This is a genomic window from Actinomadura luteofluorescens (genome assembly GCF_013409365.1).
Lineage (GTDB): Bacteria > Actinomycetota > Actinomycetes > Streptosporangiales > Streptosporangiaceae > Spirillospora > Spirillospora luteofluorescens.
This window is the reverse complement of sequence record NZ_JACCBA010000001.1, coordinates 1,400,425-1,425,159: the sequence shown is the minus strand read 5'-3', so window position 1 is coordinate 1,425,159 and position 24,735 is coordinate 1,400,425. Positions and strand designations below refer to the sequence as shown.

Below are 24,735 nucleotides of genomic sequence, written 5' to 3'. Positions count from 1 at the left end.
CAGCCGGGGCGCTTATTCCCGGCCGCCCGCCCGCGGCCTACGATCGGCCGATGAGCACGCCCGACGACGGCCCCGCGCCGTCCGCCCCGAAGCAGGACGGATCCGGCCCGGCGGACCCCGGCCCGGTCCGCCGCGAACGGCTGCTGCTGGCAGCGGCACTGGCGGAGGCGGGACCGGAGGCCGCCACCGAGTGCGCCGGCTGGAACGCCCGCGACCTGGCCGCCCATCTGGTCGTCCGCGAAGGACGCCCCGACGCGGCCCCCGGGATCCTGCTTCCCCCGCTGGCCTTCTACACCGAGCGGGTGCGGCGCCGGACGGCCCGCGCCGTTCCGTTCGAACGGCTCGTGGAACGGTTCGCGCAGGGGCCGCCGAAGTTCTCCCCCTACGCCCTTCCCGGAGTCGACAAAAACGCGAACGCCGTCGAGTTCTTTGTTCACCACGAGGACGTCCGGCGTGCACGTCCCGACTGGGAGCCCCGCGCCCTCTCGCCGGAACTAGAGGAACTACTCTGGCGAAGGATAAAAATTGCCCGCTTTGTCCTAAGGAAAGTTCAGGTCGAGGTAACCTTCGTCCGGCCCGACGGCCGGGCCGCCCGCGTCTCCGGCGGCGGTCGCGGAGCCGTCCGCGTGCACGGCCCGGTAGGCGAACTCGTCCTGTGGGCACTGGGCCGCCGGGACGTCGCGAAGGTGAGCCTCACCGGCGCCACGGACGCTGTCAAGACCCTGACCGAGACCGGTTGGAGTCTTTAACGGGCAGGTAACGGCACGGTTCGCCGAGAGGAGAATCGCAAGTCTTGCGGCTCCTCCGCTTTACGCGGAACCGGTGATACGGTGGGGCGGTCGGTTGCAGTCGTGGTTCTCGATCGTTCAAAGACGCCCGCGAACTGATGGCAGCGGGCGTTTTGGCTTTTCCGGGACCGTACCGGGGGCGAGAGCGTTCCGCAGCGACCGCACGGGCCCGCGAGGTGTGGGCCCAGGTTTTGCCGCAAGGAGAAAGACATGCCCCAGCAGGGCACCGTGAAGTGGTTCAACGCCGAGAAGGGCTTCGGCTTCATCGCCGTGGACGGCGGCGGGCCGGACGTCTTCGTGCACTACTCGGCCATCCAGAGTTCCGGCTACCGCAGCCTGGACGAGAACCAGCGCGTCCAGTTCGAAGTGACGCAGGGTAACCGGGGCCCGCAGGCCGACCAGGTCGTCCCCCTGTAAGGCCCGCCAGCCGTACGTGGCAGAGCCCGCCCCCCACCGCCAGGGGGAGGCGGGCTCTGTTTATTGCGTTTTTCTCCTCCTTCGGGCCTGGCGGCCCTCCATCGTCGATAAACGCTTGCGATCGCTGGCATCGCTCCGGCTCGCCTTGCGGCTCGCTGCGCGATCAGGTTCTCGCTTCGCTCGAACCTGCCGTTGGACGCGATCGCCGTCCCTTCGCTTGTTGCGTGGTTGCGCCGTCGGCTGAGGTCGGCGCGGCCGTGGTGGTGCGGGTCGCCCTTTGGGCCTGGCGGCCCTGGGGCTTGTGTTGGTGAAGGGTGCTGTTGCGCGTTGCTCGCCTGGCGGCTCGCTCGCGCTGGGGTTCTCGCAACCTCGAACCCGGCGCTGGGCGCGACGACGTCTCTTGGGTGTTGCGGGGGTGCTTCGGTGACTGGGTGGGGTGGGGGCGGGGGTTCTGGGGGCTGCAATAAACTTGGGCGCATGTCCCTGGGAACGTCATTGGTCTTCTCGATCGCTGTGGTGGTCGGGGAGAGGCGCGTGTCATGACGCCTGGGCGTGAACGTGGGCTTACTGCCCTGGTGTGTGCTGCGGGAGCTGGGCTTGCGCTGCTTGCTGCCGGGCGTACCTGGGCCACTGTCAGGGCGCAGGACGCCATCACGCCGTTCTCCCAGCAGCTGACCGGGGGCGACCTTGGTGGTGCGGCCGGTGCGCTCGGGTGGGCAGGGCTTGCCGGGCTTGCCGCTCTGCTGGCGACCCGGGGGCGGGTTCGCGCGGGGGTGGGTGTCTTGATTGCCCTGTTCGGTGTGGGCATCGCCTATGCGTCCACCGTGAGTGTGCAGCGGTCGAGTGTGCTGGCGGCCGCTGGTGACAAGAGCGCTCTGTTGCGGCTCGGCGCGGACCCTGTGCTGGACGTCAATCTGTGGTGGCTTGTGTCGGTCACGGGTGGGGTCGTTCTGGCCGTGGGCGGGATCCTCACCGCCGTGCGGGGGGCGCGTTGGCCTGGCATGTCGGCCCGTTACGAGCGCAGCGCGCCGCGCAAGGCGGCGGAGGACGATCCGTCCGCCCTGTGGAAGTCGCTCGATCGTGGTGAGGACCCGACCGCGCACGAGCGGTCGTGAGCATCGACGGGGGCGGGGCCGTCCTCGTGATCGAGCACGACCCCGCCGTCGCCGAGCTGGAACGCCGCTACCTCGCCCGGGAGGGCTTCGACGTCGAGATCGAGGCCGATCCCGCGCGGGCGCCCGCCGCGGCGCGGCGCCTGCGCCCCGACGTCGTCGTGCTGGACCTGTCCACCTCGGCGCTGCCCGTCGACCTGTACCGGCGCGTCGCCGACGCCGCCCGGCCCGCGCCCGTCATCGCCGTGACCGGCCCCCTCGACCCGATGATCGCGCGCGCTCTCGGCGACCACCGCGTCGAGCGGCCCTTCGGGCCCCGCGTCCTCGTCGCCGCCGTCGCGGAGGCCCTGCGCGACGGCGGCCCCGCCCAGGCGCCCGGCCCCCTGCGCGCCGGCCGCATCGCACTCGAAACCCACGACCGGGCGGCCGTCGTCGGCGACCGGCGCGTCGCCCTCACCGTCACCGAGTTCGACCTCCTCGAATTCCTGATGGGCAACCCGGGCCGCGTCTTCACCCGCGAGCAGCTCCTCGACGCCGCGTGGGGGCCCGGAGCCGGCGCCGGGAGCCGCACCGTCGACGTCCACGTGGCCCAGTTGCGGGCCAAACTCGGTGACGGCAACCCCATCAGGACGGTGCGCGGCGTCGGCTACGTCCTGGACGCCTAGGGTGGACGATGTGACTCGCGTATCGCGGGCGTTCGCTCCGCACGCGGCGGTGCTGGCCGGGGTCGCCGGCGGCGTCCTGGTGATCGCGTTCCGGGCGGATCCCAACGAGCCGGGGCACTACCCGGGCTGCCCCTTCCTGGCGCTGACCGGCTACTACTGCCCCGGGTGCGGGATGACGCGGCTCGTCTACGCGCTGGCGCACGGGCACGTGGGCACCGCGTTCGGCCTCAACCCGCTGCTCTTCGTCCTGCTCCCGGTCTTCGGGTACCTGTACGCGCGGTGGACGCTCAGGACCGCGCAGGGGCTGCCCATGCGGTCCGCCCTGTTCACGCCGGCCGTCGCGTATTCGTTCGTCGGCCTTCTCATCGTCTACTGGATCGTGCGCAACCTGCCGTTCGCGCACGTGCTCGCGCCCTGACACGCGCGGCCCGGCCGGCGGGGAGCCCCGACGGACCTCCCGGGTGCGGGACGCGTCGGAGGGGGCGGCTACGATCGGTGCACGGAACGACCTGAAATAGGGGGCCTGCGACCTTGAGCGTTTTGGACGAGATCATCGAAGGCGTCCGGGCCGATCTCGCCGACAGGCAGCGCGAGGTCCCGCTCGACGCCCTCAAGGAGCGGGCGGCGAAGGCCCCGGCCCCCAGGGACGCGCTCGGCGCGCTGCGCGGGCAGGGCGTCTCGGTCATCGCCGAGGTCAAGCGCAGCAGCCCGTCCAAGGGCGCGCTCGCCGCCATCGCCGACCCCGCCGCGCTCGCCCGCGACTACGAGGCCGGCGGCGCCAAGGTGATCAGCGTGCTGACCGAGCGGCGCCGGTTCGGCGGCAGCCTGGAGGACCTCGCCGAGGTCCGCGCCAACGTCGACATCGCCCTGCTGCGCAAGGACTTCATCGTCACCTCCTACCAGCTGTGGGAGGCGCGGGCCGCGGGCGCCGACATGGCGCTGCTGATCGTCGCCGCCCTGGAGCAGGACGCCCTGGTCTCGCTGGTCGAGCGCGCCGAGTCGATCGGGCTCCTCCCGCTCGTCGAGGTGCACACCGAGGAGGAGGCGGCCCGCGCGGTCGACGCGGGCGCCAAGGTCATCGGCGTGAACGCCCGCGACCTGCGCACGCTGCAGGTCGACCGCGGCGTGTTCGCCCGGGTCGCGCCCCTCATCCCCAAGGACGTCGTGAAGGTCGCCGAGTCCGGGGTGCGGGGCCCGCACGACCTGCTCGCCTACGCCTCCAGCGGCGCCGACGCGGTGCTGGTCGGCGAGAGCCTCGTGATCGGCAAGGACCCGCGGGCCGCGGTCGCCGACCTCGTCGCCGCCGGCGCCCACCCGGCGCTGCGGCAGAGCGGCTGAGACACTCCCGCGACGAGTGGATAGGGTTACGGGCATGCAGGTCGAACCGCTCCGGGAGCGATGGCGGGGCTAGTCCAGGACCCCAGTGACCGGATCAGCCGCTTCTCCCACGACAGGACGCGTTTTCTCATGACCATGGACACCGCCGCGCGCGGTGCTGGACCCCTGCCCGACGCCACGGGCCACTTCGGCCGTTTCGGCGGACGGTTCGCCCCCGAGGCCCTCATGGCGGCCCTGGACGAGCTCGCCCGCGAGTTCGAGACCGCCAAGAACGACCCCGCCTTCACCGCCGAGCTGGAGGACCTGCTCGCCAACTACGCGGGCCGTCCCAGCCTGCTGACCGAGGCCGCGCGCTTCTCCGAGCACGCCGGCGCGCGGGTGCTGCTCAAGCGCGAGGACCTCAACCACACCGGGTCCCACAAGATCAACAACGTGCTCGGCCAGGCGCTGCTCACCCGGCGGATGGGCAAGACCCGTGTGATCGCCGAGACCGGCGCCGGCCAGCACGGCGTCGCCACCGCCACCGCCGCCGCCCTGCTCGGCCTGACCTGCACCGTCTACATGGGCGAGGTCGACACCGAGCGGCAGGCCCTCAACGTCGCCCGGATGCGGATGCTCGGCGCCGAGGTGATCCCCGTCCGGACCGGCAGCCGCACCCTCAAGGACGCCTGCAACGAGGCGTTCCGCGACTGGGTCGCCAGCGTCGACGACACCCACTACTGCATCGGCTCGGTCATGGGCCCGCACCCGTTCCCGGTGATGGTCCGCGACTTCCAGCGCGTCATCGGCGTCGAGGCCAGGCGGCAGTGCGTGGAGATGACCGGTGCCCTCCCGGACGCCGTGGTCGCCTGCGTCGGCGGCGGCTCCAACGCGATCGGCACCTTCCACGCGTTCGTCGGCGACGAGTCCGTCCGGCTGATCGGTTTCGAGGCGGGCGGCGACGGCGTCGCCACCGGCAGGCACGCCGCGACCCTGGTCGGCGGCTCCCTCGGCGTCATCCACGGCATGCGGACCTACCTGCTGCAGGACGACGACGGCCAGACCCTCGAAACCCACTCGATCTCCGCCGGGCTCGACTACCCCGGCGTCGGCCCCGAGCACTCGTGGCTGCACGACACCGGCCGCGCCGAGTACCGCGAGATCACCGACGCGGAGGCGATGGAGGCGTTCGCGCTGCTGTGCCGCACCGAGGGCATCATCCCGGCGATCGAGTCCGCGCACGCGCTCGCCGGCGCCCTCAAGGTCGGCAAGGAACTCGGCCCGGACGCCACGATCGTCGTGTGCCTGTCCGGACGTGGCGACAAGGACATGCACACGGCCGCCACCTTCTTCGGCCTTATGCCCGAGGGAGAGAACGCGTGAGCGCCCAGACCGCCTACGACAAGGCCAAGGCCGACGGGCGCGCCGCGCTCGTCGGGTACCTGCCCGCCGGGTTCCCCAGCTACGAGGGGGCCGTGCAGGCCGCCAAGACGATGGTGGACGCGGGCTGCGACGTCATCGAGATCGGCCTGCCCTACACCGACCCGATGATGGACGGCCCCACCATCCAGGACGCCGTCCACCGGGCGCTCGTCGGCGGCGTCCGCGTCGCCGACGTGTTCCGCACGGTCGAGGCCGTGGCCGCCACCGGCGTCCCCGTCCTCGTCATGACGTACTGGAACCCCGTCGACCACTACGGCGTCGACCGGTTCGCCCGCGACCTCGCCTCCGCCGGCGGATCCGGCCTGATCACGCCCGACCTCACGCCCGAGGAGGGCGGGCCGTGGCTGGAGGCGTCCGACGCCCACGGCCTCGACCGCGTGTTCCTCGTCGCGCTCAGCTCCACCGACGAGCGCATCGAGGCGATCACCCGGGCGTGCCGCGGCTTCGTCTACGCGGCCTCGCTGATGGGCGTCACCGGCGCCCGCTCCGCCCTCGACACCGGCGCCCCGCGCCTGGTCGAGCGGACCCGCGCCGTCCTGGACAAGGCCGGCTCGGCCCTGCCGGTCGGCCTCGGCCTCGGCGTCGGCACCGGCGCCCAGGCCGCCGAGGTCGCCGGGTTCGCCGACGGCGTGATCGTCGGGTCGGCGTTCATCCGCCGCCTGCTGGACGCCCCCGACCTCGCCGCCGGCCTCGCCGGGGTCCGGGCGCTCACCGAGGAGCTCGCCGCGGGCGTCCGGCACGGCCGCTGATCGTTCCGGACAGCCCCGGGCGTCCGCGCGGGACCGGCGAAACCCGGCTCCGCGCGGACGTCCCGGCAGGTCGCGGGAACTCGCCGCGCCCCCGCCCGAGTTGAAGGCTTGTGGGGCCGCCGGCAGCCAATAGGGTGTGGTCGCCGGCACAGGCGGTCCCGGGAGGATCACGATGGCGCAAGAGATGACGGTGAAGAGCCGGGCGGAGGCTGCGGAGCAGCCGCCGCCCCCCGCGTGGCTCCAGATCGCGGCGTGGGTGCTGACCCTCGGCGGGCTCGCCATCTCCGTCTACCTCACGATCTCGCACTACGACGAGGGCGCCCTGGTGTGCTCGGCGTCCAAGACGGTGGACTGCCACGCCGTCACGACCAGCGAGTACTCCACCCTGGCGGGCATCCCGATGCCGCTGTTCGGCCTCGCGTTCTTCGTGGCCTTCGGCGCGCTGATGACGCCGTGGGCGCTGCGGTCGACCTGGTCGCCGCTGCGGTGGGGCCGGGTCGCGTCCACCGCGGTGGGCGTGCTGTTCGTGGTCTACCTGGTCACCGTGGAGCTGGCGCTCCTGCACAAGATCTGCCTGTGGTGCACCGGCGTCCACGCCATCACCGTCCTGCTGTTCCTCCTCGTTCTGGCCGACGAATTCCGGCGGGTCGGCCAGGTCGACTAGTCTCGCCGTCGTAGCGCGCCGCACGGTGCCGGCGCGCGTCCGCACGCTTAGGAGAACCAATGAGCAAGGCCGCACGAGAGCGGTCCGCGAGAGAGCGCCTGGCCGAAGAGCGCAAGCGGCAGGCGGCGCGGGAGAAGCAGCGGCGGCTGCTCGCCATCGTCCTCGGGTCGGTGGTGGTCGTGGCGGTGATCGTGGTCGCGACCGTCCTCATCATCGACCAGAAGAACAAGAACGGCCGGGCCGAGGTGCACCAGGGCGCGCTCGCCCCCGTCAGCCGCCAGGCCGACGGCTCCATCCTCATGGCGCAGTCCGGGGTGAGCAAGCCGGAACTGGAGATCTTCGAGGACTTCCAGTGCCCGATCTGCAAGCAGTTCGAGGAGGCCACCGGCAAGACCGTCCAGCAGCTCGCCCAGCAGGGCAAGGTCAAGGTCGTCTACCGGCCGTTCCACCTGTTCGGGCAGCAGAAGGACCCCGTCCGCACCAACTCCCTGCGCTCGGCCGAGGCGGCGCTGTGCGTGCCGGCCGGCCAGTGGGTCTCCTACCACGACGCGCTCTTCAAGTTCCAGCCGCCCGAGGGCGAGAAGGGCTTCTCGCCCGACGACCTCGTCAAGTGGGGCAAGGACGTCGGCGTCACCGACCCGAACTTCGAGAAGTGCGTGCGGGACGAGCAGAAGAAGTCCACGGTCGACGCGATGACCAAGTACGCCCTGCAGGACCGCGGCGTCCAGGGCACCCCGAGCGTCTTCCTGAACGGCAAGTCGCTCGACCAGTCGGCGCTCATGAACCCCGCCGCCCTGCGCGCGCAGATCGAGTCCGCGGCCGCCAGCAAGTGACCGGCCGCGTCCGGGACGCCTGAACGCCGAAGCGCCACGCCGCGCCGCCCCCGCCCGGGACGGCGCGGCGTGGCGTTTTCCCATCGCCCGCGAGGCCCCTGCCCGCTACTCTCGTAGACGCTCACCAACACGCAGAGTGGCGATCGGGGGATCGGATGAGCGAGCAGGGCAGGGAACCGTCCGCGCGCGACCGGCTCGCGGAGGATCGGGCGCGGGCCGCGGCCCGGGTGCGGCGCCGGCGGGCGCTGCTCGTCGTCCTCGGCGCCCTCGCCGTGGCGGCGGTCGCGGTCGTGGTGGTCGTCGTCGCGCTCTCCCGCAGCGGCGAGGAGCCGCTGCGCAACTCCTACAAGGGCGCGCTGGCGCCCGCCACCCGCCAGCAGGACGGGTCGGTCGCCATGGCGCAGCCGGGCGTCGCCTCGCCGGTCCTGGACGTGTGGGAGGACTTCCAGTGCCCCGCCTGCAAGGCGATGGAGGAGCGGGTCGGCGCGACGATGAAGGAGCTCGCCGCGCAGGGCAAGGTCAAGGTCGTCTACCGGCCGTTCCAGCTCTTCCAGCAGGACCCTCTGATGTCCAACTCGCGGCGCGCCGCGAACGCCGCCGCCTGCATGCCCGCCGACCACTGGGTCGCCTACCACGACAAGCTGTACGCCGAGCAGCCGCCCGAGGGCGACACGGGCTTCTCCACCCGTGACCTCGTCGCGTGGGGCGAGCGGCTGGGGGTCGCCGACCCGTCCTTCGCCGGCTGCGTCCGCGGCGACCAGAAGATCAAGACCGTGAACCAGGCGAGCGCCCAGGCCGGCCGGGCGGGCGTCGACGCGACCCCGTACCTCGCGCTGAACGGTAAAAAGGTTGGAAATGACGCCCTGGCCTCGCCGAGCGAGCTCAGGAAGGCCGTCGCGGAGGCCGGGGGCGGCGCGCCCGTCCCGGGGAGCACGCAGTCCAGCGGCACGGCGGGCGGCGCGGGCGCCGGGGCGGCGAAGATGACGATCTCGTCGCGGTCCTAGAGGGGGCGCGCGCTGTGCCCCGGAGGCGGTAACGTCAACGGTCATGCACCCGGTCGCCTACATACCGAGTCCCTCGCAGGGCGTCTGGCACCTCGGCCCCGTGCCGCTGCGCGCCTACGCCATCATGATCATCCTCGGCATCGTCGCCGCGGTCTGGCTCGGCGAGCGCCGCTGGGCCGCCAAGGGCGGCACCCCCGGCGTGATCATCGACGTGGCCGTGTGGGCGGTGCCGTTCGGCCTGGTCGGCGGGCGGCTCTACCACGTCGTCACCGACTACCAGCGCTACTTCGGGGAGGGCGGCGACCCGGTCCGGGCCCTGGAGATCTGGAAGGGCGGCCTCGGCATCTGGGGCGCCGTCGCGCTCGGCGCGGTCGGCGCGATCATCGGCTGCCGGCGGCGCGGGATCTCGGTGCTGGCGCTCGGCGACGCGGTGGCCCCGGGCATCGCGCTCGCGCAGGGGATCGGCCGCTGGGGCAACTACTGGAACCAGGAGCTGTACGGCCGCCCGCTGGACACCTTCTGGGCATTGAAGATCGACGAGAACCACCGGCCGATGCTGGACGGCGGGCCCGGTCTCGACCCCAAGTACGCCGACGTCGCGACCTACCACCCGACGTTCCTGTACGAGTCGCTGTGGTGCGTCGGCGTCGCGATCCTGGTGATCTGGGCCGACCGCCGCTACAAGCTCACGCACGGCCGCGCGTTCGCCCTCTACGTCGCCGCCTACACGGTCGGGCGCGGCTGGATCGAGGCGCTGCGCATCGACGACGCCCACCACGTCCTCGGGCTGCGGCTCAACGACTGGACGTCCATCGTCGTCTTCGTCTGCGCGGTCGCCTACCTGTACATGGCCCGAGGCCGCACCGGCCCCGAGAACGTCGGCGCCCCGGTCGCGGCGCCCGGCGACGTCCCCGTAGCGGAGGAGTCCGCGGCGAAGCCCGGGACGCCGGACGACGGCACCGCCGAAACGGCCGCGGAGCCCGCGGACGAGGCACCGGTCGTGGAGCCCGCGGCGAAGGACGAGGCGGCGAAGCCCGAGGCCGCGGAGGACGAGGCCCGGGCCCCGGAGGCCGGGGAGCCGGAGGCGGCGCCCGAGCCGGACGGCGGGGAGCCGGAGGCGACGGCCGTCGAGGAGCCCGAGCCCGCCCCTGAGACCGCGGAAGAGGATCCGGAGCCGGAGGCGAAGGCCGGTGAGGCGGCCGAGCCGGAGGGCGAGCCCGAGCCGGTGGCCGGGGCCGATGCGGAGCCCGAGTCGGAGGCCCGCAGCGAGGCCCCCGCCGGGGAGGCGGCGGACGAGGCCGGGGAGAATGAGGCCGACGGTGCCGCCGACCACGACCGGGTGGAGAAGGGGGAGCCCGTCAAGGACGGGAAGTAGGAAACGGCGACGGTGTCCGAAACAGGCGAGAAGCACGGCGTGCGGCCGGAGCAGCACCACCAGCACCGGGACGTCACCGGCGGCTGGCTGCGGCCGGCGGTGTTCGGCGCGATGGACGGGCTGGTCTCCAACTTCGCTCTGATCGCCGGGGTCGCGGGCGGCCAGGCGACCCAGAAGGTCGTGCTGCTGGCGGGCCTCGCGGGCCTGGCGGCGGGCGCGTTCTCGATGGCGGCGGGGGAGTACATCTCGGTCGCCTCGCAGTCGGAGCTGGCGCAGGCGGAGATCGAGGTGGAGCGGCTGGAGCTGGCCCGCCACCCGGTGGCCGAGCAGCGGGAGCTGGCCGAGGTCTTCGAGGCGCGCGGCGTCGACCCCGAGACGGCCGCCGAGGTCGCGCGGCAGCTGTCCCGCGACCCCGACGAGGCCCTGGAGGTCCACACCCGGGAGGAGCTCGGGGTGACGCTCGGCGACCTGCCCTCGCCGCTCCTGGCGGCGGGCTCGTCGTTCCTGTCGTTCGCGGTCGGCGCGCTGCTGCCGGTGCTGCCGTACCTGCTGGGCGCGACCAGCCTGTGGCCCGCGGCGGGCATCGCGGCGCTCGGGCTCTTCAGCGCCGGGGCACTGGTGTCGCGGATCACGGCCCGCGCGTGGTGGTTCGGCGGTTCGCGGCAGCTGCTGTTCGGCGCCGCCGCGGCGTTGATCACCTATGGCTTCGGCGCGCTGATCGGCAGTAACGGGCTGTAGCCCAAGGAATCTGGGCGAAACACCCTTTTGGGCGCGCGAGGGGGACCCGGACCGCTAAGCTCCGGGGCTGTGATCGAGGCTTCTGACACCGGTTCCGCCGAGGCCGCCGAGGGCCGCCGGCGGGACTTCTGGCCGGAGGACAAGTCCGGCCGCAGGCTCCCCAGTCCGAAGCTGCTGCTCGGCGCGGCCGCCGCGCTGGTCGCGGTGGTCGTCGCGGTGGTCGCGGTGCTCCTGCTGACCGGCGGGGGCGACGAGGCGAAGCCGCAGCAGCGGGCGGTGCCGACCGCCTACGCGCCGGACTACCTCGGCGAGGGCTTCGCCAAGCTCGCCTCGCGTTCGAACGACTCCCGCCCGATCACCGAGGGCGAGGCGTTCTCCACCAAGACGCTGAAGTCGGGCAAGTACACCTTCACGCTGGCCGAGTCCAAGCTGAGCTCCGACTGCAAGGCCGCCACCTGGGGCGGCCGGCTGCAGGGCGACCTCGCCAAGTACCAGTGCAGCCAGGTCGCCCGCGCCGCGTACGTCAGCGCCGACAAGAAGCACGTCGGCCAGTTCGCCGTGATCAACCTCGTGAGCGAGGAGGGCGTCAAGCAGGTCCTGCGCGACCTGGATCCGGCGACCGGCGCCGGCTGGGTGTCCCCGCTGCAGCCGAAGGGCACCCCCGCGTTCGGGCCCGGGTTCTCCGCCGCCTACACCAAGACCTACGGCCACTACGCCGTGGTCACCTGGGTGGAGCGGGCCGGCGGCGCGCAGCCCGCCTCGCTGAACGAGATGATCGATGTGAGCCTGGTCATCGAGAACGCCGCCGACTTCCTGTACGGGCGCCTCGACCTGGTCTCCGGCGGGAAGGCCGGGCAGTGAGCCGGCCGGGCGCGGGCGCGTCCTGCGCCCGCGGCGAGTAGTCTGCGCCGTCGTGGATCCCGATGAGCACCGCCGCGGCGGCTCGGGGCGGCCGCCGGTGAACCGTCCGGGCCGCCGGCAGCCCGCCGGGCGCCGGACGGCGCAGCCCCGGTCGGGCGGCCCGCGCCGGACGCCGCCGCCCCGCCGCACTGCGGCGCGCCGGGAACGCCCGGCCCCGCCGCCACCGCGGACGCCTTACGACGACGATCCGTACGAGGGCGTCCCGTACGGGGACGCCCCCTACGAGGACGGCGGCCAGGACGGCCCGTTCGCGTCCGGCGAGGACGCCCGCGGCGCCCTTCCGCCCGAGGGGCCCGCCGCCGGCCAGACCCGCCCCAGGCGCCCGGAGAAGCGCGGCAAAGCCCAGCGCGGCAAGCCCCAGCGTGAGAAGGCCCAGCGCGAGCAGGCTCAGCGTGAGAAGGCCCAGCGCGGCAAGCCTCAGCGCGAGAGGGCACCACGCGGGAAGGCCCAGCGCGGGAAGGCCAAGAACGCGGGCAGGCCCTCGGAACGTTCCGGCGCGGCGGAACCCGGGCAGGCCGCGGCGCGCCGCGCCGGAGGGCCGGGCCCGAAGCTCTACTTCGGTGCGGCTGCCGTCCTGGGCGTGCTGGTCCTGCTCGGCCTCGGCGTCGTCGCCCTGACCGGCGGCGGCGACTCCGCGCCGAAGCCCGGCGGCGCCCCCGGTGCGGCGATCGGGCGTCCCGCCGGGACCGGCCCGTCGCCGACGTCCTACTCCAGTTCGCCGTCCAGCTCCGCCTACGCGGGGATCGCGAACCGAAGCGCGGACCCGAAACCCCTCACGGAGGGCGAGGCGTTCCCGTCCTCGGCGGCGAAAATGCCTCTTCCCGACGGGAAGGTCTCGGTAAAGCTGCGCGCCAAGCGGCTGGACGGCGACTGCGCCGCCGCCGTGTGGGGCGGATCCGTCGGCGAGGAGCTCGGCAAGGGCGGCTGCACGCAGGCGGCGCGCGCGATCTACTCCGACACCGGGCACGGGTACGCGCTGTCCGTGGCCGTGTTCAACCTCGCCGGGTCCGCGGACGCCGACCGGTTCGTCGCGAGGCTGGAGACCACGATCGGCGCGGGCTTCGTCCGGCCCCTGGAGGCGCCCGCCCCGCTGGACCGTTTCGGGCGCGGCTTCGGCATGGCCCGGGGCCTCGCGATGGGGCACTTCGCGGTGGTGTCGTGGGCGCAGCGCCTGGACGGCAAGGGCGACGAGAAGGACGAGAACCTGCTGTCGCTGCTGATCGAGGGCGGCAAGGCGCCGGCGGTGCTCGGCCGCGCGGCCCGCGGGACCGGCTGACCCCCGTCCGGCCGGAACCGGTCCGGTCGGGCCCGGTGCCTCCACGGTCCGCCCCGCGTCTGCGGCAGGGCATATTTCGGTAGGTTTTCGGCGCGTTGCCGTAAACATCGCGTACCGGTGATGATCCTCACCGAGGTCAGGGCGTTACGCGGCCCGGGTCAGCCGGTAACCTGGTTTAGACCACTTGCAGATGACGCACGTCCGATCGCGCCGAAGAAGTTTCGCGATCTGGTGCAGTCGGGCATGATCCCGGCAGTGATGTAATGTCATCTCACCGCAGCAGGGCCAACGCCGTCCCGTGCCGCACTGACATCGAAGCAGTGACACGACGACGGGAGGGTTGATGGCTGCTGCTGCCCTCACACCTGATGGCCGTGCACCGGGCCGCCCCCAGCCGCAGGGCTTGTACGACCCGGCCAACGAGCACGACGCCTGCGGCGTCGGCATGGTCGCCGACCTGCACGGACGCAAGAGCCACGACATCGTCCAGAACGCCCTGGACGTCCTGAAGAACCTGGACCACCGGGGAGCCGTCGGCGCGGAGCCGGACGACGGCGACGGCGTCGGCATCCTCGTCCAGATCCCGGACGCGTTCTTCCGCGAGGTCTGCGACTTCCCGCTCCCGGAGGCCGGCGGCTACGCGGCCGGCATCGCGTTCCTTCCCGCGGACGGCGACGAGCGCGCCGCGGCGGTCGCCCACGTGGAGACGCTGTGCGTGGAGGAGGGCCTGACGGTCCTCGGCTGGCGCGAGCTCCCGCACGACCCCGACTTCACGGGCCCGGCCGCCCGCCGGGTCATGCCGCACTTCGCGCAGATGTTCGTCGCCCCCGCGGCCGGCGGCCCGCACGACGGCAGGACCGGCCTGGAGCTGGACCGCGCCGTCTTCTGCATGCGCGAGCGCGCCGAGCAGGACGTGCGGGTCTACTTCCCGAGCCTGTCCAGCCGCACGATCGTCTACAAGGGGATGCTGACGACCCCGCAGCTGGAGCCGTTCTTCCCCGACCTGTCGGACCGCCGGTTCACCAGCGCGATCGCGCTGGTCCACTCGCGGTTCTCGACCAACACGTTCCCGGCCTGGGAGCTGGCGCACCCGTACCGGTTCATCGCCCACAACGGCGAGATCAACACCGTGAAGGGCAACCGGAACTGGATGCGGGCCCGCGAGGCGCTGCTGAGGTCCGACCTGCTGCCCGGCGACATCTCCCGGATCTTCCCGGTGATCGACATCGAGGCGTCCGACACCGCGTCGTTCGACGAGTGCCTGGAGCTGCTGCACCTCGGCGGCCGGTCGCTGCCGCACGCGGTGCTGATGATGATCCCGGAGGCGTGGGAGAACCACACCGAGATGGACGCCGAGCGCCGGGCGTTCTACGAGTTCCACTCCACGCTGATGGAGGCGTGGGACGGCCCCGCCAGCGTCAGCTTCACCGACGGCACCGTCGTCGGCGCGGTCCTGGACCGCAACGGGCTGCGCCCGGGCCGGTACTGGGTGACCGACGACGGCCTGGTCGTGCTGGCCAGCGAGGCCGGCGTGCTGGACATCCCCGCCGCCAAGGTCGTCCGCAAGGGCCGCCTGCAGCCCGGCAAGATCTTCCTCGTCGACACCGCCGCGGGGCGGATCGTCGAGGACGACGAGGTCAAGGCCGAGCTGGCCGCCGAACACCCGTACGGGGAGTGGCTGCACGAGGGCCTGGTCCGGTTCGAGGAGCTGCCGCAGCGCGAGCGGGAGATCCCGACCCACGAGACGCTCGTCCGGCGGCAGCAGACGTTCGGCTACACCCTCGAAGAGCAGCGGATCATCCTGACGCCGATGGCGCGGACGGGCGCGGAGCCGATCGGGTCGATGGGCACCGACACCCCGATCGCGGTGCTCTCCGAGCGCCCGCGGCTGCTGTTCGACTACTTCAAGCAGCTGTTCGCGCAGGTCACGAACCCGCCGCTGGACGCGATCCGCGAGGAGCTCGTCACCTCGCTGCAGTCCACGCTCGGCCCGGAGGGCAACCTGCTGGCCCCCGGCCCGGACTCGTGCCGGCGCCTGGTGCTGCCGACCCCGATCCTGGACAACGACGAGCTGTCCAAGATCATCCACATCGACGACGAGGGTTCGCTGCCGCACCTGGCCGCGCACGTCGTGCACGGCCTGTACGAGGTCGCCGGCGGGGGAGAGGCCCTGCGGTCCCGCCTGGAGGAGATCAACTCCGAGGTCGGCCGGGCCATCGAGGCCGGTGCGCGGATCATCGTGCTGTCGGACCGCGGCGCCGACTCCGCCCGCGCCGCGATCCCGTCGCTGCTGCTGACCGGCGCCGTGCACCACCACCTGATCCGGGAGAAGACCCGCACCCAGGTCGGCCTGGTGATCGAGACGGGCGAGGCCCGCGAGTGCCACCACATGGCGCTGCTCATCGGGTACGGCGCGTCCGCGATCAACCCGTACCTGGCGATCGAGACCGTCGAGGACCTCGTGCGCGGCGGCGCGATCGAGGGGCCGGACCCGGCCAAGGCCGTCCGGAACCTGGTGAAGGCCTACGGCAAGGGCGTCCTGAAGGTCATGTCGAAGATGGGCGTGTCCACGGTCGCGTCCTACACCGGCGCGCAGATCTTCGAGGCGATCGGGCTCGGCGAGGACGTGGTGGCGCGCTGCTTCACCGGCACCACCTCCCGGCTCGGCGGCGTCGGCTTCGACGTGCTGGCCCGCGAGGTCGCCGAGCGGCACGCGCGCGCCTACCCGCCGGGCGGCAACGACCTGGCGCACCGCACCCTGGAGGTCGGCGGCGAGTACCAGTGGCGCCGCGAGGGCGAGCCGCACCTGTTCAACCCGGACACGGTGTTCAAGCTCCAGCACGCCACCCGCACCCGCCGCTACGAGATCTTCAAGGAGTACACCTCCAAGGTCGACTCGCAGGCCGAGAAGCTGATGACGCTCCGCGGGCTGTTCCGGCTCCGCGAGGGCGACCGGGAGCCGGTGCCGATCGAGGAGGTCGAGCCGGTATCGGAGATCGTCAAGCGGTTCTCCACCGGCGCGATGTCCTACGGCTCCATCTCGGCGGAGGCGCACGAGACCCTCGCGATCGCGATGAACCGCCTCGGCGGCAAGTCCAACACCGGCGAGGGCGGCGAGGACCCGGCGCGCTTCACCCCGGACGAGAACGGCGACCTGCGGCGCAGCGCGATCAAGCAGGTGGCCTCCGGCCGGTTCGGCGTGACCTCGGAGTACCTCACCAACGCCGACGACATCCAGATCAAGATGGCGCAGGGCGCCAAGCCCGGCGAGGGCGGCCAGCTGCCCGGCCACAAGGTCTACCCGTGGATCGCCAAGACGCGGCACTCCACCCCGGGCGTCGGCCTCATCTCGCCGCCGCCGCACCACGACATCTACTCGATCGAGGACCTGGCGCAGCTCATCCACGACCTGAAGAACGCCAACCCGGCGGCGCGCGTGCACGTCAAGCTCGTCGCCGAGGTCGGGGTCGGCACGGTCGCGGCCGGGGTGTCCAAGGCGCACGCCGACGTGGTGCTCATCTCCGGGCACGACGGCGGCACGGGCGCGTCCCCGCTGACCTCGCTCAAGCACGCCGGCGCGCCGTGGGAGCTCGGCCTCGCCGAGACGCAGCAGACGCTGCTGCTGAACGGGCTGCGCGACCGCATCGTCGTGCAGACCGACGGGCAGATGAAGACCGGCCGCGACGTCGTCGTCGCCGCGCTGCTCGGCGCCGAGGAGTACGGCTTCGCGACCGCGCCGCTGGTGGTGTCGGGCTGCATCATGATGCGGGTCTGCCACCTGGACACCTGCCCGGTCGGCGTCGCCACCCAGAACCCGGTGCTGCGGCAGCGGTTCTCCGGCAAGCCCGAGTTCGTGGTGAACTTCTTCGAGTTCGTCGCCGAGGAGGTCCGCGAGTACCTGGCGGCCCTCGGGTTCCGGTCGCTGGACGAGGCCATCGGCCACGTCGAGATGATCGACACCCGGGAGGCGGTCGAGCACTGGAAGGCCGCCGGCCTGGACCTTGCCCCGATCCTGCACGTCCCGGCGCGGGCGGAGGGCGCGGCCCTGCACCGGATGACCGAGCAGGACCACGGGCTGGAGAAGGCCCTGGACAACACGCTGATCCAGCTCGCCGAGGGCGCGATCTCGTTCGGCGACCCGGTGCGGCTGGAGCTGCCGATCCGCAACGTCAACCGGACGGTCGGGACGATGCTCGGCCACGAGGTGACGAAGAAGTGGGGCGGCGGCGGGCTGCCCGACGACACCATCGACGTCACCTTCACCGGTTCGGCGGGCAACTCCTTCGGCGCGTTCGCGCCGCGCGGCGTCACGCTGCGGCTGGTCGGCGACGCCAACGACTACGTCGGCAAGGGGCTGTCCGGCGGGCGGGTCACGCTGCGTCCCCCGCGGGACGCCGGGTTCGCCGCCGAGGAGCAGATCATCGGCGGCAACGTGATCCTGTACGGCGCCACGTCCGGCGAGCTGTTCGCCCGCGGGGTCGTCGGTGAGCGGTTCTGCGTCCGCAACTCCGGCGCCACCGCCGTCGTCGAGGGCGTCGGCGACCACGCCTGCGAGTACATGACCGGGGGCCGCGCGGTGATCCTCGGCCGGACGGGGCGCAACCTCGCGGCCGGCATGTCCGGCGGCATCGCCTACGTCCTGGACCTCGTGCCCGAGCGGGTCAACGGCGAGATGGTCGACCTGGAGCCGCTGGACGCCGCCGACACGGACTTCGTCCGGGCGCTCACCGAGCGGCACCTGGCCGAGACCGGCTCGGCGGTGGCCCGGCGGCTGCTGGACGACTGGGACGGCGCCGCCGCCCGCTTCACCAAGATCATGCCGCGCGACTACCGGCGGGTCCTGGACGCGATGGCCAAGGCCGAGGCCGAGGGGCGCGACGTCGACGAGGCCGTCATGGCCGCGGCGCAGAGCTGAGAGAGGGGGACTTCCAACATGGCTGACCCGAAGGGTTTCCTCACCGTCCGGCGGGAGCTCCCGCGGCGCCGCCCGGTCGACGTGCGGATCAGGAGCTGGTCCGAGGTCTACGAGGACTTCGGCAAGGACCGGCTGGAGAAGCAGGCGAGCCGCTGCATGGACTGCGGCATCCCGTTCTGCCACCAGGGCTGCCCGCTCGGCAACCTCATCCCCGAGTGGAACGACCTCGTCTACCGCAAGGACTGGCAGGAGGCCGTGGAGCGGCTCCACGCCACCAACAACTTCCCGGAGTTCACCGGGAGGCTGTGCCCGGCCCCGTGCGAGAGCGCCTGCGTCCTCGGCATCAACCAGGACCCGGTGACCATCAAGCGGGTCGAGGTCGAGATCATCGACCGGGCGTTCGCGGAGGGCTGGGTGCGCCCGCAGCCGCCGGCCGTCCAGACCGGCAGGCGGGTCGCGGTGGTCGGCTCGGGGCCCGCGGGCCTCGCCGCCGCCCAGCAGCTCACCCGCGCCGGACACGACGTCACGGTGTACGAGCGCGCCGACCGGATCGGCGGCCTGCTGCGCTACGGCATCCCCGAGTTCAAGATGGAGAAGCGGCACCTCGACCGGCGCCTCGCCCAGATGCGCGCCGAGGGCACCGCCTTCCGGACCTCGGTGAACGTGGGCGTCGACGTCACCGCCGACGACCTGCGCGCGTCGAACGACGCCGTCGTCCTGGCGGGCGGCGCCACCGCGTGGCGCGACCTGCCCGTCCCGGGACGCGAGCTCAAGGGCGTCTACCAGGCGATGGAGTACCTGCCGCCCTCCAACAGGGCGCAGGAGGGCGACTACGACGAGTCGCCCATCTCCGCGGAGGGCAAGCACGTCGTCGTCATCGGCGGCGGCGACACCGGCGCCGACTGCATCGGCACCGCGATCCGGCAGGGCGCCGCGTCGGTCACCCAGCTGGAGATCATGCCGCGGCCGCCGGAGGCGCGCCCCGACGGCCAGCCGTGGCCGACGTACCCGATGCTGTTCAAGGTGGAGAGCGCCCACGAGGAGCTCGCCGGCATGGGCGGCGACCGCGTGTACGCCGTGTCCACCACCGAGTTCCTGGGCGACGTGGACGGCAACGTCCGCGCGTTGAGGCTGGTGGAGGTCGGCGGCCCGCAGACCGGGTTCGCGCCCGTCGAGGGCAGCGAGCGGGAAATCCCCGCCGAGCTGGTCACGCTCGCCATGGGCTTCCTCGGCCCGGAGCGCGAGGGCCTGCTGGAGCAGCTCGGAGTCGAGCTGGACCAGCGCGGCAACGTGGTCCGCGACGGCGACTACCGGACGTCCGTGGACGGCGTGTTCGCCGCGGGCGACATGGGCCGCGGCCAGTCGCTGATCGTCTGGGCCATCGCCGAGGGCCGCGCCGCCGCGCACGGCGTCGACGCCTTCCTCGGCGGACGGACCGACCTGCCGTACCCGATCCCGCCGACGGCGCGCCCGCTCGCCTGACCCGCACAGCGAGCGATGGGGCCCTGGAGGAGCGATCCTCCAGGGCCCGACCGCTGAACGGGGTGTTCACCGGTCGGCGGGCCGGTCTCGTGTCGGTGCGGTGTGCCAGCATCGGCCCATGGGAAACGTTCGGACGGGCGCGCCGCCCACCCTGGACACCGGCGTCCTGCGCCGGATGAGGCTCGCCCGCGACGCCATGGACCGCGAGTGGGCGGAGCCGCTGGACGTCTCCGCCGTCGCCGCCCGCGCCGGGTACTCGCGCTACCACTTCGTCCGGCTGTTCCACGAGGTCTACGGCGAGACACCCGGCGCCTACCTCACCCGCCGCCGCATCGAGCGCGCGCAGGACCTGCTGCGCACCGCCAACCTGACCGTCACCGAGATCTGCATGCAGGTCGGCTTCACCAGTCTCGGCACGTTCTGCACCCGGTTCAAGCAGCAGACCGGGGCGACGCCCACCGAGTTCCGCAGGCGCGCCCGCAGCGGGGATGCCGCGGCCATCCCCGGATGCTTCGTGCTGCTCTGGGCCGGCGGCTTCCGCGAGCGGCCGGCTCCCGGAAGCGGTGAGGCTCCCGGGAGCGGCGAGACGTCGGGGAGCGGCGAGACGTCCGGGAGCGGCGAGACGCCGGCGGTCAGCAAGAATCGAGAAGGCCGGGCGGCCCGGGGTGTCCTAGCGTGAGCGCATCATCCCAGTTCACCAAGGAGACACCGGCATGATCACCAAACTCGGGCTGGCCACCGTCTGGGTACTCGACCAGGACTCGGCGAAGGCGTTCTTCACCGAGAAACTCGGTCTGGAGGTTCGCGACGACATGACGCTGGGCGAGGGCGGAATGCGCTGGGTCACCGTCGGCGCCAAGGGCCAGCCCGAGCTGAGCCTCGCCCTCATGGTGCCAGGCCCGCCCACCATGGACCCCGGCTCCGCCACCCAGATGAAGGCGCTCATCGCCAAGGGCGTCCTCGGTGCCGGTGCCTTCAACACCGACGACTGCCAGGCCGAGTACGAGCGGCTCTCGGCCCTGGGCGTCGAGTTCGTCCACCCGCCCGAGAAGCGCCCCTACGGGATCGAGGCGGTCTTCCGGGACGACTCGGGCTGCTGGTACAGCCTCACCCAGCCGTTCGACGAGCTCGACGAGACCGTCCCCTGGAACGACTGCGTGGGCTGAACGGACGCCTCAGCCCGTCAGGCGGGCGCCGAGCTCGCGGAGCACGTCCACCAGCCGCTCCACGTCGGACTTCGTCGTCCGCCAGTTGAGCGGCGCCGGACGGAACACCGTCATGCCGCGGTAGGTGCTGGTGCCCGCGTAGACGCGGCCGTCCGCGAGCAGCGCCTCGCCCAGGCGCGCGTTCAGCTCGTCCAGCCGCTCCTCCGGGACGCCCTCGGGCCGGTACCGGAAGCACGCGATGCAGAGCCGCACCGGGGCGAGCAGCTCCAGGTCGGGCGCCGCCTCGACGAGCCCGCCCAGATGGGCGGCCACGTCGAGGTGACGCTCCACCATCTCCCGGTACCCGTCCCGCCCGTACGCCCGCAAGGTCGCCCAGATCGGCAGCGCCCGCGCGCGGCGGGACGACTCCGGGCCGAGCATGTTGTAGTTGATCCGCTCCTCGTCGGCGTCCGGCAGGTACGCCGCGCCCCACGCCCCGAACGCGCGGCTCAGCGACGCCGGGTCCCGCACGAAGGAGAACCCGCTCTCGTAGGGCACGTTCAGCCACTTGTGGCCGTCCGCCGTCACCGAGTCCGCCCGCTCGACGCCCTGCGCGAGATGGGCCGTCCGGGGGCTGAGGGCCGCGAACAGCCCGAACGCGCCGTCCACGTGCAGCCAGGCCCCGTGCCGCTCCGCGAGGTCCGCCAGCTCGGTGATCGGGTCGCTGTCGCCCGTGTTCACCTCGCCGAGGTTCGCCACGATCACCGCGGGCCCGCCCGCCCCGGCGAGCGCGGCGTCCATCGCCTCCAGATCGACCCGCCCCGCGTCGTCGCGGGCGAACGTCCGCAGGGTGTCCCGGCCGCAGCCGAGGATCTGCAGCGCCTTGCGGGTGCTGACGTGCACGAGGCCGCTGGTGAGCACCGGCATCGCCGGCAGCCCCGCGAGGCCCTGCGACGCGACGTCCACGCCGTGCCCGGCCGCCCACCAGTGCCGCGCGGCCGCCAGGCCCGCGACGTGCGCGAGCGTGGCGCTCGGCGTCAGCACGCCGCCGAACCCCGGGGGCAGCCCGAACAGCTCCTTCAGCCAGCGCAGGACCACCGTCTCCGCCCGCGCCGCCAGCGGCGACGTCAGCCACAGCCCGGCCGCCTGGTCGAGCAGCGACGCCGCCCAGTCGCCCGCCATCGCCGCGGGCGTCGACCCGCCCACCACGAAGTGGAAGAACCGCGGCCCGGACGAGTGCGTCGCCGCCCGGGTGCCGATCCGCACCAGCCGCTCGACGGCGGCCACCGCGCCGTCCCCCGTGTCCGGAAGCGGCCCGTCCAGCTCGTCCAGGAGGGGGTCCTGCGCCCGGTCGTGGACGGGGCGGTCCGGCAGGCTCGCCAGGTACGGCTCCGCGGCCCGCGCCACCACCGCGAGCGGGGCACCGGCGATGTCACGTTCGTCAAGCGGATCGGTCATGACGCAAGGAGATCACAGAGACGGTGCCATCGGGAATGTCGAGAAACATGAGGAAAAGGGCGACTTGTGGTCTTCGTGCTGGTCGGCTACGGTCCCGCCTGGGTTCGCCCCCGCGGGACCGCAGGGGCCCGGCCACCCACCGCTGGGGTGGCCGGGCCCACCGCCCGCCCCGCGGACGGCGTCCGTTTCCTACAAGACGCCCGGCCGCCCCACGCCCTAACGTCACCAGCATGAAAGTCCTGCACGAAACCGGCCTCGCGCGCGCCGCGGAGTTCATGCGCCTCAACGGCCGCCTCATCGACCGGCACCGCTTCGCCCTCCACTTCCGCGGCGGCCCCGCCGCGCCCGTCCTCGCCGCCCTCAGGGCCTACGAGAACCCCGACGGCGGCTACGGCCACGCCCTCGAACCGGACCTGCGCGGCGAGGCCAGCCAGCCCGTCCCCGCCCAGCACGCCTTGGAGATCCTGCACGAGGCCGGCGCCGACGACGACCCCGCCGTCACTCGCATCGCCCGCTACCTGGCCTCCATCACCACCGACGGCGGGGGAGTGCCGTTCGTCCTGCCGACCGTCCGCGACGCACCCCACGGCCCCTGGTGGCGGACACCCGACGACCCGCCCGGCGCCATCAACCCCACCGCGACCCTCGCCGGCCTGCTCCACAGGGCCCGCGCCGACCACCCCTGGCTCGGACCCGCCACCGGCTTCTGCTGGCGCTACCTGGAGGCCCCCGGCGCCGAACCCGGCGGCTACGACGTCCTCGCCGTCCTGACCTTCCTCGACCACGTCCCCGACCGCGACCGCGCGGAGGCCGCCTTCACCCGCGTCCGCGACGTCCTCGCCGCCCACGCCACCAGCGACCACCAGGGACCGCTCGACTTCGCGCCCGCCCCCGGCGGTTACGGGCGCCGGCTCTTCGCCGCCCGCGAGATCGACGCCGGCCTCGACGCCCTCATCGACGAGCAGGGCGACGACGGCGGATGGGACGTCGACTTCCCCATCTGGACGCCCGTCACCGGCCCCGAATGGCGCGGCAACGTCACCGTCGAACGCCTCAGGACCCTGCGCGCCTACGGGCGCCTCAAGCCCTGAGCGGGCCCGGAGGCGCTCACAGCAGGTTCCGGACGGGCTCGCCCGCCAGGTCCCTCACCTCGTGCGCGAAATGGGCCTGGTCGGCGTAGCCCGCCGCGAACGCGACCTCCGCCAGCGGCCCGCCCGCCCGCGCCAGGCCCAGCGCCCGCTGGAACCGCAGCACCCGCTGCAGCGTCTTCGGCCCGTAACCGAACGCCGCCAGCGACCGGCGCCGCAACTGCCGCTCGCCGATCCCGAGCGCGTCCGCCACATCGCGGACCGATCCCTCGGCCAGGCCCGCGACCACCGGGCCGACGAGCGGATCAGCCGGGCCCATCCGCCCCCGCACCGCCGCCACCAGCGCCGCGCGGCGATCGCCCGCCGCCGCCACGGCCGCCGCCAGCCGATCGGCCTCCCCGCCCCACAGCTCCCGCAGCGGCACCCGCCCGTCCCGCAGAGCGTCCGCCGGCACGCCCAGCACCGGCGGCGCCGTCCCCGGCGCGAACCGCACCGCCGCGATCTCCTCGCCCGGCCGCATCACCGCCGGCATCGGGCCCGTGTCCGGCCCCGCCACCACGATCCCGCCGGCCGTCCAGAGGAGGTCGACGCAGCCGTCCGGGAGCACGCGCTGGACGAACGGCCCGGCGTCCGGAGGCAGCGCCGCCGTCCACGAGCAGGCCAGCCCCGGCGTCCGGTACTCGCGGTAGCCCGTGGGGTTCATCCTTCCTGCATACCACCCGCGTTCACGGGCAGGGGCCCCAGTACACACCGACCACCGGAGGAGACCATGCCGAACAACGATCTTCAGGGCGGGACCGTCGCCTTCCTGTGCGCCCCCGAGGGCACCGAGCAGGTCGAGCTGACCGAGCCGTGGAGGGCCGTGGAGCAGGCCGGCGCCACCCCGCGCCTGGTGTCCACACAGTCCGGCCGGCTCCAGGCGTTCAACCACCTGGACAAGGGCGACACCTTCCCCGTCGACATCACCGTCGACGCCACCGACCACAGTGAGTTCGACGGCCTCGTCCTTCCCGGCGGCGTCGCCAACCCCGACTTCCTGCGCACCGATGCCGGCGCCGTCGCGTTCGTCCGGTCGTTCTTCGACGCGGGCAAGCCCGTCGCCGTCATCTGCCACGGCCCGTGGACCCTGATCGAGGCCGACGTCGTCCGGGGGCGGACCATGACGTCCTGGCCGAGCCTCCGGACGGACCTGCGCAACGCGGGGGCGACCTGGGTGGACGAGGAGGTCAAGATCTGCGAGGACGGCCCCAACGTCCTGGTCAGCAGCCGCAAGCCCGACGACCTCAAGGCGTTCTGCCAGGCCGCCGTGGAGGCGTTCAAACGGTGACGCGGCCACATGTGGTCT

General features: G+C 73.1%; 23 protein-coding genes. 21 read left to right on the top strand and 2 right to left on the bottom strand.

Annotation, left to right across the window (positions count from 1 at the left end; genetic code table 11):
- Nucleotides 1-50: 50 nt before the first annotated feature.
- From BJY14_RS06305 to BJY14_RS06215, 19 genes are all read left to right on the top strand, one after another.
- The gene (locus BJY14_RS06305) at nucleotides 51-749 is read left to right on the top strand and encodes a TIGR03085 family metal-binding protein (RefSeq protein ID WP_179842746.1); all 699 of its coding nucleotides are present in this window, start codon (nucleotides 51-53) and stop codon (nucleotides 747-749) included.
- A 249-nt stretch (nucleotides 750-998) separates the two neighbouring features.
- Nucleotides 999-1,205 (top strand): cold-shock protein, encoded by a 207-nt coding sequence (locus BJY14_RS06300; RefSeq protein WP_030144886.1) that lies wholly within the window; start codon nucleotides 999-1,001, stop codon nucleotides 1,203-1,205.
- Between the two features lie 539 nt (nucleotides 1,206-1,744).
- On the top strand, nucleotides 1,745-2,320 hold the full coding sequence (locus BJY14_RS06295; protein WP_179842745.1) for a Trp biosynthesis-associated membrane protein: 576 nt from the start codon (nucleotides 1,745-1,747) through the stop codon (nucleotides 2,318-2,320).
- A complete protein-coding gene (locus tag BJY14_RS06290) occupies nucleotides 2,317-2,982 on the top strand; it encodes a response regulator transcription factor (RefSeq protein ID WP_179842744.1) in 666 nt (221 codons plus the stop codon). Before BJY14_RS06295 ends, BJY14_RS06290 begins: the two co-directional genes overlap by 4 nt.
- Nucleotides 2,983-2,992: 10 nt before the next feature.
- Nucleotides 2,993-3,400, top strand: coding sequence for a DUF2752 domain-containing protein (locus BJY14_RS06285; RefSeq protein ID WP_258939033.1), 408 nt, complete (start codon nucleotides 2,993-2,995; stop codon nucleotides 3,398-3,400).
- A gap of 113 nt (nucleotides 3,401-3,513) precedes the next feature.
- Nucleotides 3,514-4,320 carry an indole-3-glycerol phosphate synthase TrpC gene (gene trpC, locus BJY14_RS06280; protein ID WP_179842742.1) on the top strand — a complete coding sequence of 269 codons (807 nt, stop codon included), beginning with the start codon at nucleotides 3,514-3,516 and terminating at the stop codon, nucleotides 4,318-4,320.
- Between the two features lie 129 nt (nucleotides 4,321-4,449).
- Nucleotides 4,450-5,682 (top strand): tryptophan synthase subunit beta, encoded by a 1,233-nt coding sequence (gene trpB / locus BJY14_RS06275; RefSeq protein WP_179842741.1) that lies wholly within the window; start codon nucleotides 4,450-4,452, stop codon nucleotides 5,680-5,682.
- A complete protein-coding gene (gene trpA, locus BJY14_RS06270) occupies nucleotides 5,679-6,491 on the top strand; it encodes a tryptophan synthase subunit alpha (RefSeq protein WP_179842740.1) in 813 nt (270 codons plus the stop codon). Before trpB ends, trpA begins: the two co-directional genes overlap by 4 nt.
- A 172-nt stretch (nucleotides 6,492-6,663) precedes the next feature.
- Nucleotides 6,664-7,155: a vitamin K epoxide reductase family protein gene (locus BJY14_RS06265; protein ID WP_179842739.1), complete on the top strand. Its 492-nt coding sequence runs from the start codon at nucleotides 6,664-6,666 to the stop codon at nucleotides 7,153-7,155.
- 59 nt (nucleotides 7,156-7,214) lie between these two features.
- A complete protein-coding gene (locus BJY14_RS06260) occupies nucleotides 7,215-7,988 on the top strand; it encodes a DsbA family protein (RefSeq protein WP_179842738.1) in 774 nt (257 codons plus the stop codon).
- A gap of 155 nt (nucleotides 7,989-8,143) precedes the next feature.
- A complete protein-coding gene (locus BJY14_RS06255; RefSeq protein WP_179842737.1) occupies nucleotides 8,144-8,992 on the top strand; it encodes a DsbA family protein in 849 nt (282 codons plus the stop codon).
- A gap of 43 nt (nucleotides 8,993-9,035) precedes the next feature.
- Nucleotides 9,036-10,367, top strand: coding sequence for a prolipoprotein diacylglyceryl transferase (lgt, locus tag BJY14_RS06250; protein ID WP_179842736.1), 1,332 nt, complete (start codon nucleotides 9,036-9,038; stop codon nucleotides 10,365-10,367).
- A gap of 12 nt (nucleotides 10,368-10,379) precedes the next feature.
- Nucleotides 10,380-11,105 (top strand): VIT1/CCC1 transporter family protein, encoded by a 726-nt coding sequence (locus BJY14_RS06245; protein ID WP_312879019.1) that lies wholly within the window; start codon nucleotides 10,380-10,382, stop codon nucleotides 11,103-11,105.
- Between the two features lie 69 nt (nucleotides 11,106-11,174).
- Nucleotides 11,175-11,966 (top strand): hypothetical protein, encoded by a 792-nt coding sequence (locus BJY14_RS06240; protein ID WP_179842735.1) that lies wholly within the window; start codon nucleotides 11,175-11,177, stop codon nucleotides 11,964-11,966.
- A gap of 52 nt (nucleotides 11,967-12,018) precedes the next feature.
- Nucleotides 12,019-13,302: a hypothetical protein gene (locus BJY14_RS06235; protein WP_179842734.1), complete on the top strand. Its 1,284-nt coding sequence runs from the start codon at nucleotides 12,019-12,021 to the stop codon at nucleotides 13,300-13,302.
- Between the two features lie 343 nt (nucleotides 13,303-13,645).
- Nucleotides 13,646-18,217, top strand: coding sequence for a glutamate synthase large subunit (gene gltB, locus BJY14_RS06230; RefSeq protein WP_179842733.1), 4,572 nt, complete (start codon nucleotides 13,646-13,648; stop codon nucleotides 18,215-18,217).
- A gap of 18 nt (nucleotides 18,218-18,235) precedes the next feature.
- Nucleotides 18,236-19,699, top strand: coding sequence for a glutamate synthase subunit beta (locus BJY14_RS06225; RefSeq protein WP_179842732.1), 1,464 nt, complete (start codon nucleotides 18,236-18,238; stop codon nucleotides 19,697-19,699).
- Between the two features lie 118 nt (nucleotides 19,700-19,817).
- Nucleotides 19,818-20,378 carry a helix-turn-helix transcriptional regulator gene (locus tag BJY14_RS06220; protein WP_218905145.1) on the top strand — a complete coding sequence of 187 codons (561 nt, stop codon included), beginning with the start codon at nucleotides 19,818-19,820 and terminating at the stop codon, nucleotides 20,376-20,378.
- Between the two features lie 34 nt (nucleotides 20,379-20,412).
- The gene (locus BJY14_RS06215) at nucleotides 20,413-20,865 is read left to right on the top strand and encodes a VOC family protein (protein WP_179842731.1); all 453 of its coding nucleotides are present in this window, start codon (nucleotides 20,413-20,415) and stop codon (nucleotides 20,863-20,865) included.
- 9 nt (nucleotides 20,866-20,874) lie between these two features.
- Here BJY14_RS06215 and BJY14_RS06210 read toward each other — a convergent pair whose 3' ends face one another.
- Nucleotides 20,875-22,302, bottom strand: a complete 1,428-nt coding sequence (locus BJY14_RS06210; RefSeq protein ID WP_179842730.1) for a pyridoxal phosphate-dependent decarboxylase family protein — start codon at nucleotides 22,300-22,302, stop codon at nucleotides 20,875-20,877.
- A gap of 230 nt (nucleotides 22,303-22,532) precedes the next feature.
- On the opposite strand from BJY14_RS06210, the gene BJY14_RS06205 reads away from it, so the two are divergent.
- On the top strand, nucleotides 22,533-23,393 hold the full coding sequence (locus BJY14_RS06205; RefSeq protein WP_179842729.1) for a hypothetical protein: 861 nt from the start codon (nucleotides 22,533-22,535) through the stop codon (nucleotides 23,391-23,393).
- A 16-nt stretch (nucleotides 23,394-23,409) separates the two neighbouring features.
- Here BJY14_RS06205 and BJY14_RS06200 read toward each other — a convergent pair whose 3' ends face one another.
- Nucleotides 23,410-24,093: a helix-turn-helix transcriptional regulator gene (locus BJY14_RS06200; RefSeq protein WP_179842728.1), complete on the bottom strand. Its 684-nt coding sequence runs from the start codon at nucleotides 24,091-24,093 to the stop codon at nucleotides 23,410-23,412.
- A 66-nt stretch (nucleotides 24,094-24,159) separates the two neighbouring features.
- Between BJY14_RS06200 and BJY14_RS06195 the strand changes: the two genes are divergently transcribed.
- Nucleotides 24,160-24,717 carry a type 1 glutamine amidotransferase domain-containing protein gene (locus BJY14_RS06195; protein ID WP_179842727.1) on the top strand — a complete coding sequence of 186 codons (558 nt, stop codon included), beginning with the start codon at nucleotides 24,160-24,162 and terminating at the stop codon, nucleotides 24,715-24,717.
- The last annotated feature ends 18 nt before the right edge of the window (nucleotides 24,718-24,735 follow it).

What these genes read in the sequence shown, in the direction of transcription:
- BJY14_RS06295 (WP_179842745.1), top strand. Translation starts at nt 1,745, where the DNA reads ATGACGCCTGGGCGTGAACGTGGGCTTACTGCCCTGGTGTGTGCTGCG.
- BJY14_RS06210 (WP_179842730.1), bottom strand. Translation starts at nt 22,302, where the DNA reads ATGACCGATCCGCTTGACGAACGTGACATCGCCGGTGCCCCGCTCGCG.
- BJY14_RS06260 (WP_179842738.1), top strand. Translation starts at nt 7,215, where the DNA reads ATGAGCAAGGCCGCACGAGAGCGGTCCGCGAGAGAGCGCCTGGCCGAA.
- BJY14_RS06205 (WP_179842729.1), top strand. Translation starts at nt 22,533, where the DNA reads ATGAAAGTCCTGCACGAAACCGGCCTCGCGCGCGCCGCGGAGTTCATG.
- lgt (WP_179842736.1), top strand. Translation starts at nt 9,036, where the DNA reads ATGCACCCGGTCGCCTACATACCGAGTCCCTCGCAGGGCGTCTGGCAC.
- BJY14_RS06195 (WP_179842727.1), top strand. Translation starts at nt 24,160, where the DNA reads ATGCCGAACAACGATCTTCAGGGCGGGACCGTCGCCTTCCTGTGCGCC.
- BJY14_RS06200 (WP_179842728.1), bottom strand. Translation starts at nt 24,093, where the DNA reads ATGAACCCCACGGGCTACCGCGAGTACCGGACGCCGGGGCTGGCCTGC.
- trpB (WP_179842741.1), top strand. Translation starts at nt 4,450, where the DNA reads ATGACCATGGACACCGCCGCGCGCGGTGCTGGACCCCTGCCCGACGCC.
- BJY14_RS06305 (WP_179842746.1), top strand. Translation starts at nt 51, where the DNA reads ATGAGCACGCCCGACGACGGCCCCGCGCCGTCCGCCCCGAAGCAGGAC.
- BJY14_RS06215 (WP_179842731.1), top strand. Translation starts at nt 20,413, where the DNA reads ATGATCACCAAACTCGGGCTGGCCACCGTCTGGGTACTCGACCAGGAC.
- gltB (WP_179842733.1), top strand. Translation starts at nt 13,646, where the DNA reads ATGGCTGCTGCTGCCCTCACACCTGATGGCCGTGCACCGGGCCGCCCC.
- BJY14_RS06265 (WP_179842739.1), top strand. Translation starts at nt 6,664, where the DNA reads ATGGCGCAAGAGATGACGGTGAAGAGCCGGGCGGAGGCTGCGGAGCAG.
- BJY14_RS06225 (WP_179842732.1), top strand. Translation starts at nt 18,236, where the DNA reads ATGGCTGACCCGAAGGGTTTCCTCACCGTCCGGCGGGAGCTCCCGCGG.
- BJY14_RS06220 (WP_218905145.1), top strand. Translation starts at nt 19,818, where the DNA reads ATGGGAAACGTTCGGACGGGCGCGCCGCCCACCCTGGACACCGGCGTC.
- BJY14_RS06255 (WP_179842737.1), top strand. Translation starts at nt 8,144, where the DNA reads ATGAGCGAGCAGGGCAGGGAACCGTCCGCGCGCGACCGGCTCGCGGAG.
- BJY14_RS06300 (WP_030144886.1), top strand. Translation starts at nt 999, where the DNA reads ATGCCCCAGCAGGGCACCGTGAAGTGGTTCAACGCCGAGAAGGGCTTC.